The organism is Streptomyces sp. NPDC031497 (genome assembly GCF_055580905.1).
This window is the reverse complement of the sequence record NZ_JBVIKO010000029.1, coordinates 79,484-98,340: the sequence shown is the minus strand read 5'-3', so window position 1 is coordinate 98,340 and position 18,857 is coordinate 79,484. Positions and strand designations below refer to the sequence as shown.

Below are 18,857 nucleotides of genomic sequence, written 5' to 3'. Positions count from 1 at the left end.
GGGCCGGCCGAAGGCGCGGGACGCCCCGATCACTTCGCGGGCGCTATCGCCGTGACGGTGTTCTGGGCCGCTCTCCGCTGTCACCGTTGCCCGTGTCCGCGATGCGGTCCGGCGCGGTTGTGGTGCACTGGCGGGGACACGGCGAAGGCATGGCGAAGACACAGCGAAGACATGGCAAGGGTTGTCGCGAGGGGCCCCATTCACGGCGTTGGCCCTGTTCCGCGGAGACGTCGCGTTCGACGTCGCGTTGCGCGTCGCCCGCTTTCCCGAACCGGACGAGAAGACGCACGCGTTCGAGAACCTGGCCGGCGGCGAGGGGCAGCCGACACGGCGACGGCAATGTTGGGCACTCTATTGACGGCAGCAGGAAATCAGCCCTACATTCCTGGACGCCTTCGTTCAGTGCACTGAGTACCGCGCCCCGTACTCCCCCACGTACACGTACAAGGAGCCGCCCCATGCCTGCCGCCACCCGCACCCGCGCCTCCCGCACCCGGCTGCGCGTCGCCCTCGCCGCCCTGGTCACACTCGCGTCCTCGGTCCTCACCGCCCTGCCCGCGCCCGCCGCCGAAGCGGACACCGCGGCCGCCGGCCATCTCACCGGCACCCTCTCCGACGGCGCCACCTGGATCGCGGACGTACCCGAGCACTGGAACGGCACCCTGCTGCTGTTCAGCCACGGCTTCGGCCCCACCGTCGCCCAGGACGCCCCCACCCCCGCCGTGCGCACCGAGCTGCTCGCGCAGGGGTATGCGCTGGCCGGGTCGTCGTACGACCCGAACGGCTCGATGTGGGCTCTGAACAGCGCCGAACGCGACCAGTTCGCGACCCTGGACGCGGTCACGGCGGAGATCGGCACGCCCCGCCGCACGCTGTCCGTCGGCCAGTCCATGGGCGGGCTCGTCAACGCCCAGCTGGCCCGGGACGGCGGCGGCCGTATCGACGGCGCGCTCGGCCAGTGCGGCCTGGTCGCGGGCGCCACCGACCTGGACAACTACCAGCTGGACGCCGAGTACACGATCGCCCGCCTGCTCCTGCCCGGACAGGACGTGAAACTCGTACGGTTCGACACCGCCGCCGACGCGGCCGCCACCGCCACCCTGCTCACCGGCGCGGTCACCGCCGCCCAGGGCACCCCGCAGGGCCGCGCCCGGATCGCGCTGGCCGCCGCCTTCCTCAACCTGCCCGCCTGGTCGCCCGGAAAGGACCGGCCAGCCGCGACCGACTGGGCGGGCCAGGAGGCACAGCAGTACGACTGGTTCGCGCAGGGCATCCTGGCGTTCGTCGAGGGCGGCCGGTACGCCATCGAGCAGTCCGTCGGCGGCAGCAACTCCTGGAACCAGGGCGTGGACTACGCCCGGCTGCTCGCCGGTTCCGAACAGGCGCCCCAGGTCCGGGCCCTGTACCGGGAGGCCGGCCTCGACCTGGACGCCGACCTGCGCACCCTGACCGAGCACGCCACGACCACCGCCGATCCCGGCGCCGTCCGCACCGCACAGCGGACGTCCGCCGCGGGCCAGGGCCTTGAGGTGCCGTTGCTCGACATGCACACCACCGCCGACAACCTGGTGCCCGTCCAGCAGGAGAACCGCTTCGCCGCCCGGGTGCGCGCCGCCGGCGACGGCGCGCTGCTGCGGCAGGCGTACGTCGAGCGGCAGGGCCACTGCGCGTTCACCACCGCCGAGACGGTGGCCGCCCTGCACGCCCTCGAACACCGCGTCGACACCGGCAGTTGGGACGACGCCGCGACCCCGACCGCACTCCAGCGGTCGGCCACCGCACTCGGGCTGGACGGGGCGGCCTACGTGCCGTACCAGCCGGCCCGGCTGACGGTCGGACGGTCACCGTCCGGGGTGTGAGGGCGGCACCAGGGCCTGGAGCGCGGACAGCGCGCCGCTGGTGACCGGGGACGGCGGCGCCGACTCGGGCGGGACCGTGCGGAAGGCGCTCGGAGGCATGCCGTAGACCGCGCGGAACCGGCGCGAGAAGTGGTAGGCGTCGGCGAAGCCGCACTGGACCGCTATGGCGCGCAGAGAGAGGTTGCTGAGCCACAGCAGCGGCTCGGCCCGTCCCAGGCGCAGCCGTTCCAGCGCCTCCACGGGGCTGACGCCGAGTCGCCGCCGGCAGATCCGGCACAGGGTGCTCTCCGAGACCCCGGCCGCCCGTGCCAGCCGCTGAAGGGCGAGCGGCCGGGCGACGCCGTCCGACCAGTGGGCGCGGACCTCGGCCATCATGGCGACCAGCGGTTCCGGGAGCGTGCCCGCGCCGGTCTCGGGGCCGTGCACGAAGGTGAGGAGCAGCAGCCGCAGCGTCTCCTCGGCGTGCCGCTCCCAGGCCGGCGGGCGGCTCGCGCCGAGCGTCAGGAGGTACTGGCAGAGCGCGGCCATCGGATCGCCGCGCCCCGTCAGGTCCCGGACGACCGGCCAGCCGCTGTCGTCCGGGAGGTCCGCGCCCCGCACGGCGGCGGGCAGCAGGAAGTGCGTGTAGCCGTGCCGGGTGGGGCGGCCGGGGTCCCAGTGGAAGGTGTCGCGCATTCCGGGGCGTACGAGCAGCAGCGCGCTCGGCGTCAGGGGCACGGTCAGACCGCCGCAGACCCAGCGGGCACTGCCGTGCAGCAGCCAGACGAACTCGTACGACCCCGCGTCCCGGGGCCCGAAGACCGAGCCGGGCGGGTAGTCGGCGACGGCGGGACCGAGCCGGGCGAGGAGCGCGGGGGCCGGGAGTGGGACGAACTCGGCGTCCTCCGTCATCGCCTCACCGGTCGCAGCCTCCGGACCGGTCGCGGCGTACCCGGGGTGTGCGGATGTCGGCGGTGCCCTTGTAGGCGTACGGGTCTCGGCCCGCGACCAGCACGATGTCCCGGAAGTCGGCCTGGGCCATGGGCAGTTCGGCCTCGGGGGGTGCCCAGGGGAGCAGGGACGAGGCGCTCATGTAGTGGTTGACCAGGGCCCGCCGGAAGCCTCGCCGGCCGGTGTTGGGGAGCGACTTGTGCAGCAGGTAGCCGTTGAAGAGCAGCACCGATCCGGCGGTGATCTCGACGGGCACGGCGTCCGTCTCGTCGTAGGGGAAGCCGTAGGACTGGACCGTGCAGTCGTAACGGGCGTCGTCGTGCTCGCGGTTGGGGTAGATGACGCCGGGCCGGTGCGAGCCCGGCAGGACCCAGAGGCAGCCGTTGTCGACGGTGGCGTCGTCCAGGGCGAGCCAGGCGGCGGTCAGGGACCGGTCCCGGGTGGGGATGAACATCTCGTCCTGGTGCCACGCCTGGCCCGGCCTGCCCTCGGACTTGACGAACAGCATCGACTGCATCGACTTGATGTCGGGTCCGATCACTTCGGTCAGCGGCCCGACGACGGCGGGATGGCGCATGGTGTCGAGCATGAGCGCCGACAGCTTGTGCGGATAGTGCACGCACAGAAACCGGCGCACGGTGTCGTCGTCGCTCTCGCCCGCCACCGGCGCCGGCGCCCCCTCGACGGCACCCCGTTCGCCACGGCAGATCCGCAGGGTCTCCGCGCGCAGCTCCGCCACCTCCGCCGCCGTCAGGGCGCCGGGCAGCACGGCGTAACCGTCCCGGTCGAAGCGGGCGGCGAGATCGTCTTCCACGGCGGCGCGGACGGTCATCGGATTCCCTTTCCCGCCGGGACGCCGGCACGGCTTTCCGGCGGACCTCGGCACAACGGAGGACGGTCGTGTTCCCGATGTTCCTGAATGCCGCGGCCGGCTGCCATGGCTCGCCCGTGCAAGGGGATGGCGAATCCTGTCACCCGGCTTGATCGAAATACGCGGGAAACCGTCCCGACAAAGGGAGTTCACGTGTCTTGACGCGTTTCGCGGCGTCCGAGTAGCGTCTTTCGGCACTTGCTAATACGTATTAACCGGGGGTGCTCATGGTCCCTCCCGAACGACGTAGACGCTCCACCCAACGGGACATCGCGCGGCATGCCGGCGTCTCCCAGGCAACGGTGTCACTGGTGATCAGCGGCGGTGCGGCCAGTGCGCAGATCGCGGAATCGACCCGCCGGGCCGTACTGGCGGCGGCCGAGGAACTGGGCTATGCGGCCAATGTCGCCGCACGCAGTCTGAAAGGCGGCCGGAATCAGCTGCTCGGGCTGTACACGTTCGAATCGGTGTTCCCGACCGACCAGCGCGATTTCTACTACCCGTTCCTGCTCGGCGTGGAGGCGGAGACGGCACGGCAGGGATACGACCTGTTGCTTTTCTGTTCCGACGGAGGTGAGTCCGGTCCCTCGGCGGCCGAGCGGTCGATCTACGTCGGCGGGGCCAACCGGCTGAAGATGGCGGACGGTTGTGTCCTGCTCGGCCGGAACGTCCGGCGCGAGGAGCTGTCCGCGCTGGTCCGGGAGGACTTCCCGTTCGTCTTCGTCGGCCGCCGCGAGGTGGACGACGGTGAACTCTCCTACGTGGCCGCCGACTACGTCTCCGCGACCGCGGCGCTCGTCGCCGAACTGGCGGTCCTCGGCCACCGGCGGATCCTGTACCTGCGGGCCCTGGAGGACAGCGAGCCCACCCGGGACCGCGAGGAGGGATACCGGCAGGGGCTGGCCGAGGCCGGCATCGCCCTGGACGAGGAGCTGATCCGGAGTCTGGCCGATCCCGCGGACCTGACGGTCGAACACCTTGAGGGGTGGATCGACGGGCTCGGGATCACCGCGCTGCTGGTCGAGCCGACCGAGGACAACCGGCTCACCGAGGCGCTCGCGACGATGGCCGGCACCGAGCGGGTCCGGTTCCCTCAGGACTGCTCGCTGGCCCTGCTGGGCGATCCGCCGTCCTGGACACCGGAGTTGCGGAACTGGACCCGATTCTCCCTGCCCCGCGCCGAGATGGCGGGCGAGGCCGTGCGGCTGCTGATCGAGCTGCTCGACCAGGAGACCTGCGAGCCACGCCGGCTGACCGTGCCCTGCGCGTTCGTACCGGGCGACTCGATCGGCCCGGCCCGCGCGGGCGGCCGCGGCCCGGCCCGTACGAGCGACCCGGCCCCGACCGACAACAGCCCGGCCCACACCAGCGGTCCGGCTCCGACCGACAACAGCCCAGCCCACGCCAGCGGTCCGGCTCCGGCCGACGGCGGTCCCGCCCGCGCCCGCCCCGTCGGCACCGGTCCCGTCCCGCTCCCGGGGCCCGACGGCAGCCACCCCGAGTCCGGCGGGAGGGCCGGCGGATGATCCGGATGATCGTGCACCGGTTGCTCATCGGCGTCTTCGTGATGTGGGGCGCCGCCTCGCTGATCTTCCTCATCGTCCGGGCCGCACCCGGCGACCCCGCGACCGTGCTGCTCGGCCCGGACGCCGACCAGAGCCAGATCGACAGCCTGCGCGCCTCGCTCGGACTGGACCGGCCGCTCGGCGCGCAGTACCTGAGTTATCTCGGTGACGTCTCCCGCCTTGACTTCGGCGAGTCGCACCGGCTCGGCAGGCCCGCCATGGACGCGGTCCTCGACCGGCTGCCCGCCACGATCGACCTCACGCTGACGGCCACCGTGATCGCGGTGCTCGTGGGGCTGACGCTGGGCATGCTGGCCGGCGGACGGCCGGGCGGCGTGGTGGACCGGGTGGTGTCGGCCTGCACGATCGCCCTCCAGTCGTTCCCCACGTTCTGGATCGGCATCATGCTGGTGCTGGTCTTCGCCCTGGGCCTGCGCGTGCTGCCCAGTTCCGGGGCCGGCACGCCCCAGCATCTGGTGCTGCCGGCCGTCACCCTCTCGTTCCCGTTCATCGCGATCATCGCCCGGCTGACCCGGACCAGCCTCGCGGAGACGATGCGCGAGGGCTACATCCAGACCGCGCTCTCCAAGGGACTGACCAGGCGTCAGGTACTGCTCGGGCACGCCCTGCGCAACTCGCTGATCCCGGTGGTGACCGTGGTGGGCGTCCAGGTCGGGGCGCTGGTCGGCGGCGCCGTGATCGTCGAGAACGTCTTCGCCTGGCCCGGCCTCGGCTCGCTGGTGGTGGACGCGGTGGCCAACCGCGACTACGCCGTCGTCCAGGGCGCCACCCTCCTGGTCGCCGGCATCGTCGTCGTCCTCAACCTGGTGGCCGACCTGCTCATCGCCCAGCTGGACCCGCGGATCCGGACGGGAGCCGTCTGATGGCCGACCTCGCCACCGCCCCCGAAACGCTGATGGCGGCAACCCCGCGGGCGCGGCGCCGCGGGCTGCTCTCCCGGATCCCCGCCGTGGTCGTGGGCTGCTACCTGCTGGTCGCCGTCGTGGGCCCGCCGCTGATCCACTACGACCCGGTGCACACCTCCCTGGACGACCGGCTGCTCTCCCCCGGCTCCCGGACCTCCACCGGGGGCACGGCCTGGCTGGGCACCGACGGGCTCGGCCGTGACCTGCTGGCCCAGATCGTCTACGGGGCCAGGACGTCGGTGCTCATCGGCGTGTCCACGGTCGCCCTCTCCTGTCTCGTCGGGGTCCTCCTCGGTGCCGTCGCCGGATACTTCCGCGGTGCCGTGGACGCCGTACTCGCCCGGATCTTCGACATCCTGCTGGCGTTCCCCGCGATCCTGCTGGCGATCGTGATCGCGGGCGCCTTCGAGCGCAGCGTCCTGCTGGTCGTCCTCGCGCTCTCGGCGACCGGCTGGATCACCTTCGCCCGAGTCACCCGCGGTGTCGCGCTCTCCCTCAGGGAACGGCCCTGGGTCGACGCCGCACGGGTGCTGGGAGTACCGGGCCGCAAGATCCTCGCCCGGCACGTCCTCCCGTTCACGGCGGGGCCGATCGTGGCCCTCGCCACCCTCGAGTTCGCGCTGGTGGTGCTGGCGGAGGCGGGGCTCAGCTTCCTCGGCATCGGGCTGCCCCTGTCGACCGTGTCCTGGGGGCAGACCATCGCCAACGGCAAGGAGTACCTGGAAACGCAGTGGTGGATCTCCACCCTGCCCGGCATCGCCCTGTCCCTCCTGATCATCAACATCGGCATCCTCGGCGACCAGCTCACCGCCCGCTACGGGCGGCGCCGCTCCGACTGACCTTCCCGAACTCCGCGCACCGCTCTCGTTCCCAGACAGGAGCACCTCCATGACCAAGACGCGTGCGTACGGGCGGAGCCGGCTGATCCGGCTCGCCACCACCTGCACGGCGGGCGCGGCCCTCCTCGCCGCCTGTTCGACGACCTCCGGCGGCGATGACAACGGGGGCGGGGCCTCGGGCGACGTGACGGTCGCGGGCACCTACCCGATCGAGAGCCTGGACCCGCACGGCGCCCAAGGCGCCTCCACCGGAACCCAGTTGGCGGCGCAGGAGATCTTCAGCCGACTGGTGAAGCCGACCGCGGACGGCACCCTCAAGGGCGACCTCGCCAGCTCCTGGAAGCCCAACAAGGACGTCACGCAGTGGACGTTCACGCTGCGCTCCGGCGTGACCTTCTCCGACGGCTCCGCACTCGACGCCGACGACGTGGTGGCGTCCTTCCAGCGGATGATCACCCTGAACGGCCCCAACGCCGGCAACTTCCCCGGCTACACGATGACCAAGGTCTCGCCCACCGAGGTGGTCCTCAAGAGCCCGGCACCCGACGCGTCCGTCCCGGGCAAGCTCGGCACCTTCTACGTCCTCCCCTCCGGCATCGGCAAGGAGGACACCGCCTTCTTCAACCACCCCGTCGGCTCGGGCCCGTTCACGGTCTCCGGGTTCACCCCGGGCCAGTCGCTGGTCCTGGTGCCCAACAAGAAGTACGGGGGCACCAAGCCCGCGCTCCACCAGGTCACCGTACGGAACGTCCCCGACCTGTCGGCGCGCCTGACCGCGCTGCGCACCGGCGAGGTGGACGTCGTCTGGGGCATCCCGGACGACCAGCTGGCCTCGCTGAAGGGCGACAACGACCTGACCGTGCGGACGGTGCCGAGCAGCGCCGAGTTCACCATGTGGTTCAACTCCGCCACGCCCGCCCTCAAGGACGCGAAGGTACGCAGGGCGATCTGGCAGGCGGTCGACTTCAAGACCATCATCGCCAAGCTCTATCCGGAGACCGGAAAACCGGCCGACGCGCCCGTGACCGGCGTCGTCCTCGGCCACGTACCGCAGTCGCCGGTGGCCTACGACCCGGCCGCCGCCAAGGCCGCGCTCACCGCCGCGGGCTTCGACTTCTCCAAGAAGCTGCGGCTCCAGTTCGCCAACGACGAGTTCCGGCCCTTCATTCAGGCCGTCGTCTCCGACCTGCAGAAGGTCGGCGTACAGGCGGACCCGCTGGAGAAGGAGCAGGCCACCTTCACCGAGGACCTGATCGCCCTCAAGTGGGACATCAACTTCCAGCAGCTGGCCACGCCCAGCTACGACGCGGCCAGCAACCTCGGGCGCCTCTACACCTGCGCCGCGAACCGGATGGGCTACTGCAACAAGCAGCTGGACGGACTGCTGGCGTCGGCGGGCGCGACGGCCGACAAGGCCAAGCGCACCGACCTCTACGGCCAGGCCGGCCGGATCATCTGGCGGGACGCCGTCGGGATGTACCCGATGTCGGTGAGCATCGCCTACGCCTGGAACAGCGACCTGAAGGGCTTCGTCCCCGACGCCAGCGGCCTGCCGGACTTCGCCACCGTACGGACCGACGGCTCGTGACCCCCGCCGGAACCGCACACGAACACGGGGCCACCGCACCGGCCCCGCCCGTGACCGACGGGCCGCTGCTGCGCGTCGACGACCTGGTGGTGGAACTGCCCGGCCCGCACGGCACCCGGGTCAACGCGGTGGACGGTGTCTCCTTCGACGTGCCCCGCGCCACCACCGTGGGACTGATCGGCGAGTCGGGCAGCGGAAAGACGATGACCGCCCTCGCGATCCTGGGCCTGCCGCCCGAGGGCGCCACCCTGGCGGGCCGGCTGCTGTGGCACGGCGAGGACCTGATCGCCGCCGACCCGGCCCGGCGCCGGGCGGTACGCGGCCGGGAGATCGCGATGATCTTCCAGGACCCGCTGGCCGCGCTCAACCCGACCCAGCGGATCGGCCGCCAGGTCGGCGAGATCCCCCGCCGTGACCGGCTGCCACGCGCCGAGGTGACCCGCCGGGTCGTCGAACTCCTCGACCGGGCCGGCGTGCCGGAGCCGGAACGCCGGATGCGTGCCTATCCGCACGAACTCTCCGGCGGCCTGCGCCAACGCGCCATGATCGCCATGGCGTTGGCCGGCCGGCCCACCCTCCTGCTCGCCGACGAGCCCACCACCGCGCTCGACGTCACCGTGCAGTCCCGGATCCTGCGGCTGCTCGCCGACATCCAGACCGCCGACGGCCTGTCGATGCTCCTGGTCAGCCACGACCTGCGGGTCGTGTCGCACGTGGCCGAACAGGTCGTGGTCATGTACGCGGGGCGGGTCTGCGAACGCGGCCCCGCCCGCGACGCGCTGCGACGCCCCGCCCACCCCTACACCGCCGCCCTGGTGCGCAGCGTGCCCGCCGTCAGGACCCGCACCGCGCTCGCCGACCCGCTGCCGGGCGCCCCGGCGACACCGGCGAACCGGCCGGCCGGCTGCGCGTTCCATCCGCGCTGCCCGCTCGCCCGCGACCGCTGCCGCGCCGAGGTACCGGAGGTGCGGGAGGTGGCACCGGGCCGCCGGAGCGCCTGCCACTTCGCGGAGGAGGTGCTGGGTTCGTGAGCACGAGCGAGGTCCCCCTCCTCGATGTCCGTGATCTGCGCGTCTGGTACGGCGGGCGGGGGCCGGTCCGCCGGGGCGGTCCGGTCGCCGTCGACGGGGTGAGCCTGTCGGTCGCACCCGAGGAGACCCTCGGCCTGGTCGGTGAGTCGGGCTCCGGCAAGACGACCGTGGCCCGGTGCGTGGCCGGACTGCTGCGGCCCGGCGCCGGGACGATCGCCTTCGACGGCCGCCCGCTCGGCCGCGCGGGGCGCAGACCGCCCGAGTTGCAGCGCGCGGTGCAGATGGTGTTCCAGGACCCGCGTTCCTCCCTGAACCCGCGGATGACGGTCGCCGCGGTCATCGCCGAGGTCTGGAACACCCATCCGGTCACCGCGCCCGAGGGCGACCGCACCGAGGCGCTGCACCGGCTCCTCGCCGACATGGGGCTCGACCCCGAGGTGGCGGGGCGACGCGCGGGGGACCTGTCGGGCGGCCAGTGCCAGCGGGTCAGCATCGCCAGAGCGCTCGCGGTACGGCCCCGGCTGCTGGTCTGCGACGAGGCGGTGTCGGCGCTCGACGTGTCGGTGCAGGCCCAGATCCTGCGGCTGCTAGTGGACCTGCGGGGCAGGCACCGGCTCGCGATGCTGTTCATCTCCCATGACCTGGGGGTGGTGCACCAGATCGCTGACCGGGTGGCGGTGATGCACCGGGGCGTGATCGTGGAGGAGGGCCGGACCGGCGAGGTGCTGACCGCGCCGCGGCACGCGTACACCCGGGCCCTGCTGGACGCGGCCCTGGACCTGGACGACTCGGTGCCCGGTGAGGGCACCGCCGACGACAAGGCGGGCGTATGAGCGCTGTGACCCCGGCGCCGACCGGCTGGAACACCTGGGACGTCCGTACGCACACGGGGATGAGCAGGCTGCCGGACGGCCCGCGGGTGCGGTTCGGCGTCCTCGGCCCCGACGGCCCGGTCCTCGACGGCTTCACCTGGCGCGACGGCCTCGACCGCCTGGGCCCGCACACCGTGGACGGCAGCTACACCGAGGTGACGGTACGCGCGGCGGGCCACCGCCTGCACCTGACCTTCGCGGGCGGCCCGGGGGACGTGCTGGACGCGCGGGCCGAGAGCACGGGCGTGATCGTGCTGTCGGTGGAGGGCCTGGACGCCATCGAGGAGCCGACGGACGTGACCACCATCGTCCGCGTGGGCGGGACCCGTTGGACGGTCACCACCTCAGCGCCGGCCCGCAGGATCGAGGGCGCGGCGGACGCACTGACGCTGGCATTCGACACCGAGGCAAGCGACAACGTGGAGTTGCGAATCACGCCGGCCACACTGGCGCCCCAAAGGGGCGCGGGACTGCATCAATGTGCGGCTCCGCCGCGGGGCGCGACCAGCCACGATGGCGCCGCAGCCGAACGACGACGCATCGCGGCCCGCACAGCGCAGCGCACCTCGCTCCGCTCCACCGGCTGGCTGGGCGAAGCCGCATCCGCCCTGACCAGGGCCGTCACCTGGAACACCATCTACGCCCCGGACCTCGGCCGCGTCCTCACCCCCACCTCGCGGGACTTCGTCTGCGCCGAGCGCAAGGGCTTCTACGGCACCTGGGCCCTGCACGCCTGGGACACGTTCTTCACCGGCCTCGCCGCCTCCGCCGTCGACCGGGACTACGCGCGCGGCATCTTCGGGCAGATCCTTCCGTACGCGGACGAGGCCGGGATGATCCCGAACCGGGTCTCGGACGAGCGGGGCCGCACCGACGACCGTTCACAGCCACCGGTCGGCGCACTCACCGTCCACCAGGCCTATCTGGCGGGCGGCCTGTCGCCCGGGACCCGCGACACGACGCTCCTCACCGACACCTTCCCGGCGCTGCTGGCCTGGCACGACTGGTGGCCCCGGGCCCGGCGCGGGCCGCACGGGCTGCTCGCCTGGGGGTCCGACCCGATCGCGGACGACCCCGCGTCGGCGACTCTGGACCGGGCCAGACGGGAGTCGGGCCTGGACGATTCGCCGATGTACGACGAGGCCCGGTACGACCCGGCGACCCACACCATGGACCTCGCCGACGTCGGCCTGAACGCCCTGCACATCGCCGACGCCGAGGCCCTGGCGGACATCGCCGACGTCCTGGGGCAGGGCACGACGGCCGGTCGGCTGCGCGCCGAGGCCGCCACGGCCAGGGCGGTCGCCGACCGGCTGCTGTGGGACGAGGAACGCGGCGGCTACCGCAATCTCACGGCGGCGGGGGCGCACGATCCGCATGTCTCGCCGACCATGCTGTACGCGCTGCTCGGCGGGTTGCCGGACGCCGACCGTGCGACGGCCATGGCCACCGACCTGCTGCGGCCCGAAGTGCTGGGCGGCGCACGCCCGTTGCCCAGCGTGGCCCGCGACGACCCGGGCTTCGCCGCCACCTACTGGCGCGGCCGGATCTGGGCGCCGATGGCCTATCTCGCCGTACGTGGGCTACGGCGTTACGACCTCACCGAGTTGAGCCGGCCGGTGGTCGGGGCCCTGCTGCGGCTGTTTCTCGACGAATGGCGGGAGTACGGCCATGTCAGGGAGAACTATCCGGCCGTGGCGGGCGAGAACCTGACCGGTCTTCAGAAGCGGTCGGACGGCCTGATGGCCTGGGGCGGGCTGCTGGCGTACCTCGCCTTCGGGGAACTGGCCGACGCGCGCCCCGACGGCTGGCGGTTCGCGCACCCGGGCGAACCGGCCGAACTGTGCAACCTGCCGCTAGGCGAGGGCCGCCTCGACATCCGGGCGGCCGACCGGCTCACCGTCGGCCTCGACGGACGGACCCTGCTGGACCTGGCGCCCGGAGTCGTCGTACGCGGATACCTGCTGACCGGCGACCGCGTGAGCGGGACCGCCGAGGGCGTCGGCGACCTGCTCGTCACTCCGCCGGGCGGTGGTCCGCCGGTGCGCGTGGAGGTGACGGGCGGCCCCCGGAGCTTCATGTTCGGGCCGGTCGGAGGACGTCACGCACGGGAAGGGAGCGGCACATGAGCGCGGAGACAGGGGCGGCCACGGACATCCTCGTCGTGGGCGGAGGCCTCGGTGGCGTGGCCGCCGCGCTGGCCGCCCTCGACCGGGGACGGTCGGTGCTGCTCACCGAGGAGACCGACTGGATCGGCGGCCAGCTCACCAGCCAGGGCGTACCGCCCGACGAGCACACCTGGATCGAGCAGTTCGGTGCCACCCGCACCTACCGCGCGCTGCGCGAGGCGATCCGCGACCACTACCGGACGTGGTACCCGCTGACCGAGGAGGCCCGGCGGCGCCGGTATCTCAACCCGGGCGAGGGACGGGTGAGCGCGCTCTGCCACGAGCCGAGGGTCGCCGCCGCCGTGCTGGAGGCCATGGTCGCGCCGTACGTGGCGGCCGGCCGGCTGCGGATCCTCTACGGGCACCGGCCGGTGGCCGCGTCCGTGGCCGGCGACCGGGTGCGGTCCGTGGTCGTCGAGGGCCCGGACGGCACCCTGGTCGAGGTCTCGGCGCCGTACGTCCTGGACGCGACGGAACTAGGCGACCTGCTGCCGCTGACCGGCGCCGAACACGTGACGGGCTTCGAGTCGCGCCGGGACACCGGGGAGCCGAGCGCGCCGGAGGAGGCGCAGCCGGCCAACATGCAGGCGTTCTCCTGGGTGTTCGCCGTCGACCACCGGGCCGGCGAGGACCACACCGTCGACCGCCCGGCCGGTTACGACGGCTGGGCCGCCTACCACCCCCCGCAGTGGCCGAACCGGCTGCTGAGCCTGAGCGCGCCCGACCCGAGGACGCTGGAGACCGTACCGCGCGGCTTCACCCCGAACGCCGACTCGGGGCCGGTGGTCGCCGACCAGAGCAAGGACGCGGGGGACAAGGAGCTGTGGGAGTTCCGCCGGGTGGTCTCCCGCAAGCTGTACCGGCCGGGCTTCGCCGCGAGCGATGTGACCATCGTCAACTGGCCCATGATCGACTACCTGCCCGGGCCGCTGATCGGGGTGGACGACAAGGAACGGGACCGGCATCTGGCGGGCGCCCGTGAGCTGAGCATGAGCATGCTCTACTGGCTGCAGACCGAGGCGCCCCGCCCCGACGGGGGCACCGGCTGGCCAGGGTTGCGGCTGCGCGGCGACGTGTTCGGTACGGCCGACGGGCTGGCGAAGGCGCCGTACATCCGGGAGTCGCGGCGGATCGTCGCCCGGCGCCGCATCGTCGAACAGGACCTGTCCCTGGCCGTCCGGGGCGAGCGGGGCGCGGTGCCCTACCCGGACTCCGTCGGCATCGGGATGTACCGGATCGACCTGCACCCCTCCACCGGCGGCGACACCTACATCGACGTCGCCAGCAGTCCCTTCCGGATCCCGCTGGGCGCCCTGCTCCCCGTACGGCTGCGCAACCTGCTCCCGGTGTGCAAGAACATCGGCACCACCCACATCACCAACGGCTGTTACCGGCTGCACCCCGTCGAGTGGAACATCGGCGAGGCGGCCGGATCCCTGGCGGCGCACTGCCTCGACCACCACCTGGAGGCCGAGCAGGTCTACGAGGACCCCGAGTTGCTGACCCGCTTCCAGACCGAACTCACCCACGCCGGGGTCGAACTCTCCTGGCCCGAGGTCAGGGGGTACTGATGGGTGACCAGGAAAGGAAAGCAGACAGGGACAGACAGGTCGACCTGAGTGAAGCGCCCCAAAGGGGCGCGGGGCTGGATCAATGTGCGGCTCCGCCGCGGGGCGCGATCAGCCACGACGGCGCCGCAGCGAAAAGACGGCCGATCACGGCACTCACAGCGGAGCGCCTGGCCGACGGCGAGAAGCGGCAGCCCGACGGCCGCACGCTGCTGTCCGGTGTCATCGTCCCGCTGGTCACCCCGATGGACCGGCCAGGGCGGCCCTCCGCCCCCGCCGCCGACGTCCTGCTGGGCGCCCTGGCCGCGGCCGGCGCCCGCGGCCTCATGCTCTTCGGCAGTAACGGCGAGGGCCCGCTGCTCCCCACGGCGGAACTGGGCGAGTTCACCGTGGGGGTCGCCAAGCGCTGGCGCGAACTGGTCGACGGCGGCCCGGTGTTGGTGAACGTCACCGCACCCGGCACCGCCGAGGCGCTGGCGCGGGCGGAGGCCGTGCTGCCCGCCGCACCGGACGCGCTGGTGCTCAGCCCGCCGATCTACTTCCACCACCGGCACGACGAGATCGTCGCCCACTACGCGGCCCTGGCCGGCCTCGGCGTTCCCGTCGTCGCCTACAACGCCCCCCGCTACAGCAATCCGCTGACACCCGCCCTGCTGGACGAACTGACCGGCCTCGCGCACCTCGTGGGCATCAAGGACAGTTCCGGCGACCTCGCGCTGTTCGGCCACGCCCTCGCCGCGGCCCGCCGGCGCGAGGACTTCGGGATCAGCCAGGGCGCGGAGCGGCAGGCGCTCGACGCACTGCGCCTCGGAGCCGACGGGGTGGTCCCCGGAGTGGCCAATCTGGCGCCCGCCGCCGCCGTCGAGCTGTTCCGGGCCCACCGCGACGGCCGGGACGATGCCGCGAGCCGCGCGCAACAGCTGCTCGACCGGGTGCTGGCGCTGCACACCGTACGACCCGGTGTGCCGGCGGTGAAGGCCGTCCTGGCCGCACGAGGGCTGTGTCCGCCGCACGTCGCGGCGCCCTTCACCCCGTGCTCCGACGAGGAACGACACGCCCTGCTCGACCTGCTCGCGCCCCTCGACGCCCATCTCATACGCGCCTGATCCGCACGCTCCTCGTTCCTGAAGCGGTACGTGCCGGCATCCGCTCCGCCGTACCGCCTCCTCCGTTCCGCCCGAAAGGGGTGGCCCACCTTGTCCGACAACGGACCGCAGCGCACCGCCATGAACCGCAGGTCCTTCGCCCTGGGCGTCGCCGGTGTCTCGGCGGCCGCCGCTTTCGGCCCCACGGCCCTGGCGTCCCCGGCCCACGCCGCCGACCGGTCGTCCGCGTCCGGCCGGCCCGGCACCTTCTTCGAGGAGCAGACCCTCTGGGACTCCGCCGAGGGACCGCTCGTGAACTACCACGTGCACGCGCTGGCCGTGCTGCCCGACGACACCGTCCTGGCCGTCACCGAGGGCCGGCACGAGGTCTGCGACGCCGGGCCGCGGGACCTGCTGCTGCGCCGCAGCACCGACGGCGGCCGGACCTGGGAGGAGAGCCGCACCCTGGTCACCTCCGTCGACGGCGAGTCCTGGGGCAACCCGGCGCTGGTCGTGGACCGGCGGACCCGGGAGGTCTTCCTCTTCTACATGCTCTCGCTCCGGCTGCCGCAGAACACCTCCTGCTCGGGCGACTCGGGCGACCTCTACCTGATCTCCAGCCAGGACAGCGGCCGGACCTGGGGCGAAGTACGGCACCTGGCCGGACTGTTCGACGGGTTCCCGTACACCTGGGCGCTGCACGGCCCCGGGCCGGGCCACGGGCTCCAGCTGAGATCCGGCCGGCTGCTGCTCAACTGCCTGCACCGCAGGGTGATCGTCGGCAACACCGTGGCCGAGCGGTACTACGGCGTCGCACCGATCTACAGCGACGACCACGGCGCCACCTGGCAGGCGACCGGCGAGGTGCCCGTACAGGTCGCCTACCCCATCAACGAGGCACGGATGGTGCAGCGCGCGGACGGCAGCGTGCTGGTGAACGGCCGTGCCGCGGCGGGCGGCGAGGGCCAGCGGATCGTCTCCGTCAGCGAGGACGACGGCCTGACCTGGTCGCAGCCGGCCCTCGACGGGGGCACCGGCTCGCTCAACGCGGTGGACGCGAGCCTGTTGCGCCACACCGGCGGCCCCGGCGGCCACGACACCGACCGGGTGCTGTTCAGCCGCCCCGACTCCCCCGTCAGACGCAACATGACGGTGTCGGTCAGCTACGACGAGGGCTACTCGTACCGCTACTCGCGCGTCATCAACGAGAACCGTTCCTTCTACTCCGACCTCGCCCACCTCTCCGACGGCACCGTGATCCTGCTCTACGGCTGCGACGGCGACTCGGCGAGCGTCCCGCTCCGGGTCAACGTCTGCCGTTTCTCGCTCGACTGGCTGACCCGCGGCCGTGACAGCCTGCGCCACGGCCCCCACTACCGGGAGACCGTCGTCGCCCTGGCCGGCACGCACCACGAGGTCACGAGCGGCGGCGCGGTGACCACCGTCGGCGACCCGCTGGCGCGCGCCGGCGAGCGCCTGGTCCTGACCCCCGAACAGGTCGGAGACGCGGTCGAGTTCACGATCCGGGTGCCGCACACCGGCGAGTACGAACTGCTCCTGCGCCACTACCGCTCGGCGGACGGCGGCCTCGTCACCGTCACGGTGGACGACGGCACCGTCCTGCCCGCCCACGCGATCGACACCACGGCGCAGACGGCGGCCGGCTTCGACCTGGCCCACCTTGGCTCGGCCCGGCTGCGCGCCGGGCGGCACACCGTGCGGTGTGCGGTGACGGGGACCGGCAGGGGCGGCGGGACCCTGCTCGGCCTCGACGCGCTCAGCCTGATCGAGGCGCCGGGCTCCGCCGACGTCCGCGCGGAGGTGGTCGTGGACAACGACCGGCTGGGCTTCGAGGTGGTCTCCGGCAGCTGGCCGACGGCGACGGCGGACCCGGGCTTCTGGTCGGGCAACTACCGGACGGCACCGGCAGGTTCGGGAACACGGAAGGTGCGCTGGCGTCCGGCCGTACCGCAGGACGGCGCGTACGAGATCCAGGCGTCGTATCCACCGGCGGCCACCCGCGCGAGCAACGCCCCGTACACCGTCGTGCAGGCGGACGGCACGACCACCACCGTCCGGATCGACCAGCGGACGGCGGGAGCCCCCGACCCGCGCGGCGGCACCTGGGTCTCCCTCGGCGAGTACCGGCTGGCGGCCGGTCTCGGCACGTCGGTCGAGCTGACCAACGACGCCGACGCGACGGTGGCCGCCGACGCGATCCGCCTGCTGGGCCCGCGGAGCTGAAGACCCGGAGTGCCGCCGGAGCCGCGGCCGGCGGCTACAGGGCGACGATGCCCTCGCCGCCGACCGCGTCCGGGACGGTGACCGAGCCGATCGCGGTCAGTGAGCCGTCGTGGCCGACCCGGAACTCGTCCACGATGCCCTTGGCGCCGGTCTGCGCGTAGAGGTAGCGGCCGTCCGAGGAGACGGCGGCGTCGACGGTGCCGCCGTCGGTGGCGGTGTCGCCGAGCGGGACGAGGCCGTGCCGGCCGTCGGTGCGGAAGCCGGACAGGCTGCCGCTGCCGGCGTTGGAGGCGTACAGGTGACGCCCGTCCCTGACGATCCAGCAGGTCGCGGCCTGCCCGGTGGCGGCGGGGGAGCCCACCGGGGTGACCTTCCCGTCGCGGCCCACGGCGTAGGTCGCCACGGCGTTGGTGCCGGCCTGGGTGACCTGGAGCCGGCCGGCGGCGTCGAAGGCGAAGCCGAAGGGCACGGTCCCGGGCTCGGAGTTCACCACCGGCTTGCGGGCCGGGGCGCCCGAGCGGTCCAGGGGAAAGACGTCGATGCTGTTGGCCGCGGCCTTGGTGGTGACGACCAGCCGGGTGCCGTCGGGCGTGAACGCGATCTGGCCCGGGGTGTGGGTGAACTGGGGCGTGGCCGTGGGGTCCAGGCCCAGGCCGCGCTGCCAGGAGTGCACGGTGGTCAGGTGGTCGCCGACCCGGACGAACCCCTGCACGGAGCCTCCGTCCAGGGCGTTGAGGACATAGACCCGGTCGCCGTGGACGGCGATGCCGACCGGGAAGGAGCCGCCGGAGGCCACCTGCTGGGTACGCGTCAGCCGGTCGCCGTGCACGGCGAACACGGTGACGGTGTCACTGCCCGCGTTCACGGCGTAGAGGAGCCGGTGCGCACGGTCGTAGGCGAGCGAGCCCTGCGAGGCGAGGTGGTCCACCACCGAGCCGGCCAGGCTGCCGCCCAGGCCGCCGGTGGGATAGCGGCCCGCGGCGGTGAGGGTGCCGTCGGCGTCGCGGTCGTAGGCGACGATCGCGTTCCCGGCCGGGCTGTTGGTCTGCACGAAGACCGTGGAGTGGACACGCGCGGTCTGGTGCGAGGCGGCGGCGGCCGGGACGGCGAACGCGGTGGCCACGGCGAGCGCGGCGGTGCCGATCGAGGCGGCGATACGGACGGTGCGGGCAGGCGTCATCGTCATTCTCCGTGTGTGGGACGGAAGTTCGGAATGACTGAGACGTTAGGTCGGCCGAGCCCGCGACAACCGGACGTATCCGGCATACCGCCTGGACGTCCGTGACCCGTAAGGATTGCCGGCCGGGCCGC

General features: G+C 73.0%; 14 protein-coding genes. 11 read left to right on the top strand and 3 right to left on the bottom strand.

The window, feature by feature from the left end:
* The first annotated feature begins 458 nt into the window (after nucleotides 1–458).
* A complete protein-coding gene (locus tag ACZ5K7_RS40300) occupies nucleotides 459–1,859 on the top strand; it encodes a DUF6351 family protein (protein WP_468922063.1) in 1,401 nt (466 codons plus the stop codon).
* On the opposite strand, the gene ACZ5K7_RS40295 is transcribed toward ACZ5K7_RS40300, so the two are convergent.
* Together ACZ5K7_RS40295 and ACZ5K7_RS40290 are read right to left on the bottom strand one after the other, a co-directional pair.
* Nucleotides 1,842–2,750, bottom strand: a complete 909-nt coding sequence (locus ACZ5K7_RS40295; RefSeq protein WP_468922060.1) for a helix-turn-helix domain-containing protein — start codon at nucleotides 2,748–2,750, stop codon at nucleotides 1,842–1,844. The two genes, ACZ5K7_RS40300 and ACZ5K7_RS40295, sit on opposite strands and share 18 nt — an antisense overlap.
* 4 nt (nucleotides 2,751–2,754) lie before the next feature.
* Nucleotides 2,755–3,621 (bottom strand): phytanoyl-CoA dioxygenase family protein, encoded by an 867-nt coding sequence (locus tag ACZ5K7_RS40290; protein ID WP_468922057.1) that lies wholly within the window; start codon nucleotides 3,619–3,621, stop codon nucleotides 2,755–2,757.
* 266 nt (nucleotides 3,622–3,887) lie between these two features.
* Between ACZ5K7_RS40290 and ACZ5K7_RS40285 the strand changes: the two genes are divergently transcribed.
* The 10 genes from ACZ5K7_RS40285 to ACZ5K7_RS40240 all read left to right on the top strand — a co-directional run bounded on the left by ACZ5K7_RS40285 (nucleotide 3,888) and on the right by ACZ5K7_RS40240 (nucleotide 17,546).
* Nucleotides 3,888–5,186 carry a LacI family DNA-binding transcriptional regulator gene (locus ACZ5K7_RS40285; RefSeq protein ID WP_468922101.1) on the top strand — a complete coding sequence of 433 codons (1,299 nt, stop codon included), beginning with the start codon at nucleotides 3,888–3,890 and terminating at the stop codon, nucleotides 5,184–5,186.
* The gene (locus ACZ5K7_RS40280) at nucleotides 5,183–6,109 is read left to right on the top strand and encodes an ABC transporter permease (protein WP_468922054.1); all 927 of its coding nucleotides are present in this window, start codon (nucleotides 5,183–5,185) and stop codon (nucleotides 6,107–6,109) included. Before ACZ5K7_RS40285 ends, ACZ5K7_RS40280 begins: the two co-directional genes overlap by 4 nt.
* Nucleotides 6,109–6,990: an ABC transporter permease gene (locus ACZ5K7_RS40275; protein ID WP_468922051.1), complete on the top strand. Its 882-nt coding sequence runs from the start codon at nucleotides 6,109–6,111 to the stop codon at nucleotides 6,988–6,990. The genes ACZ5K7_RS40280 and ACZ5K7_RS40275 overlap by 1 nt, the downstream gene beginning before the upstream one ends.
* Before the next feature lie 49 nt (nucleotides 6,991–7,039).
* A complete protein-coding gene (locus tag ACZ5K7_RS40270) occupies nucleotides 7,040–8,578 on the top strand; it encodes an ABC transporter substrate-binding protein (RefSeq protein WP_468922048.1) in 1,539 nt (512 codons plus the stop codon).
* Nucleotides 8,575–9,609 (top strand): ABC transporter ATP-binding protein, encoded by a 1,035-nt coding sequence (locus tag ACZ5K7_RS40265; RefSeq protein ID WP_468922045.1) that lies wholly within the window; start codon nucleotides 8,575–8,577, stop codon nucleotides 9,607–9,609. Before ACZ5K7_RS40270 ends, ACZ5K7_RS40265 begins: the two co-directional genes overlap by 4 nt.
* Nucleotides 9,606–10,442: an ATP-binding cassette domain-containing protein gene (locus ACZ5K7_RS40260; RefSeq protein WP_468922042.1), complete on the top strand. Its 837-nt coding sequence runs from the start codon at nucleotides 9,606–9,608 to the stop codon at nucleotides 10,440–10,442. The genes ACZ5K7_RS40265 and ACZ5K7_RS40260 overlap by 4 nt, the downstream gene beginning before the upstream one ends.
* The gene (locus tag ACZ5K7_RS40255) at nucleotides 10,439–12,610 is read left to right on the top strand and encodes an MGH1-like glycoside hydrolase domain-containing protein (RefSeq protein ID WP_468922039.1); all 2,172 of its coding nucleotides are present in this window, start codon (nucleotides 10,439–10,441) and stop codon (nucleotides 12,608–12,610) included. Before ACZ5K7_RS40260 ends, ACZ5K7_RS40255 begins: the two co-directional genes overlap by 4 nt.
* Nucleotides 12,607–14,220: an FAD-dependent oxidoreductase gene (locus ACZ5K7_RS40250; protein ID WP_468922036.1), complete on the top strand. Its 1,614-nt coding sequence runs from the start codon at nucleotides 12,607–12,609 to the stop codon at nucleotides 14,218–14,220. Before ACZ5K7_RS40255 ends, ACZ5K7_RS40250 begins: the two co-directional genes overlap by 4 nt.
* A complete protein-coding gene (locus tag ACZ5K7_RS40245; RefSeq protein WP_468922033.1) occupies nucleotides 14,220–15,323 on the top strand; it encodes a dihydrodipicolinate synthase family protein in 1,104 nt (367 codons plus the stop codon). Before ACZ5K7_RS40250 ends, ACZ5K7_RS40245 begins: the two co-directional genes overlap by 1 nt.
* A gap of 90 nt (nucleotides 15,324–15,413) precedes the next feature.
* Nucleotides 15,414–17,546, top strand: a complete 2,133-nt coding sequence (locus tag ACZ5K7_RS40240) for a golvesin C-terminal-like domain-containing protein (RefSeq protein ID WP_468922031.1) — start codon at nucleotides 15,414–15,416, stop codon at nucleotides 17,544–17,546.
* 34 nt (nucleotides 17,547–17,580) lie between these two features.
* Here the strand turns inward: ACZ5K7_RS40240 and ACZ5K7_RS40235 are convergent, their stop codons facing one another.
* A complete protein-coding gene (locus ACZ5K7_RS40235; protein ID WP_468922028.1) occupies nucleotides 17,581–18,732 on the bottom strand; it encodes a lactonase family protein in 1,152 nt (383 codons plus the stop codon).
* Nucleotides 18,733–18,857: the final 125 nt, after the last annotated feature.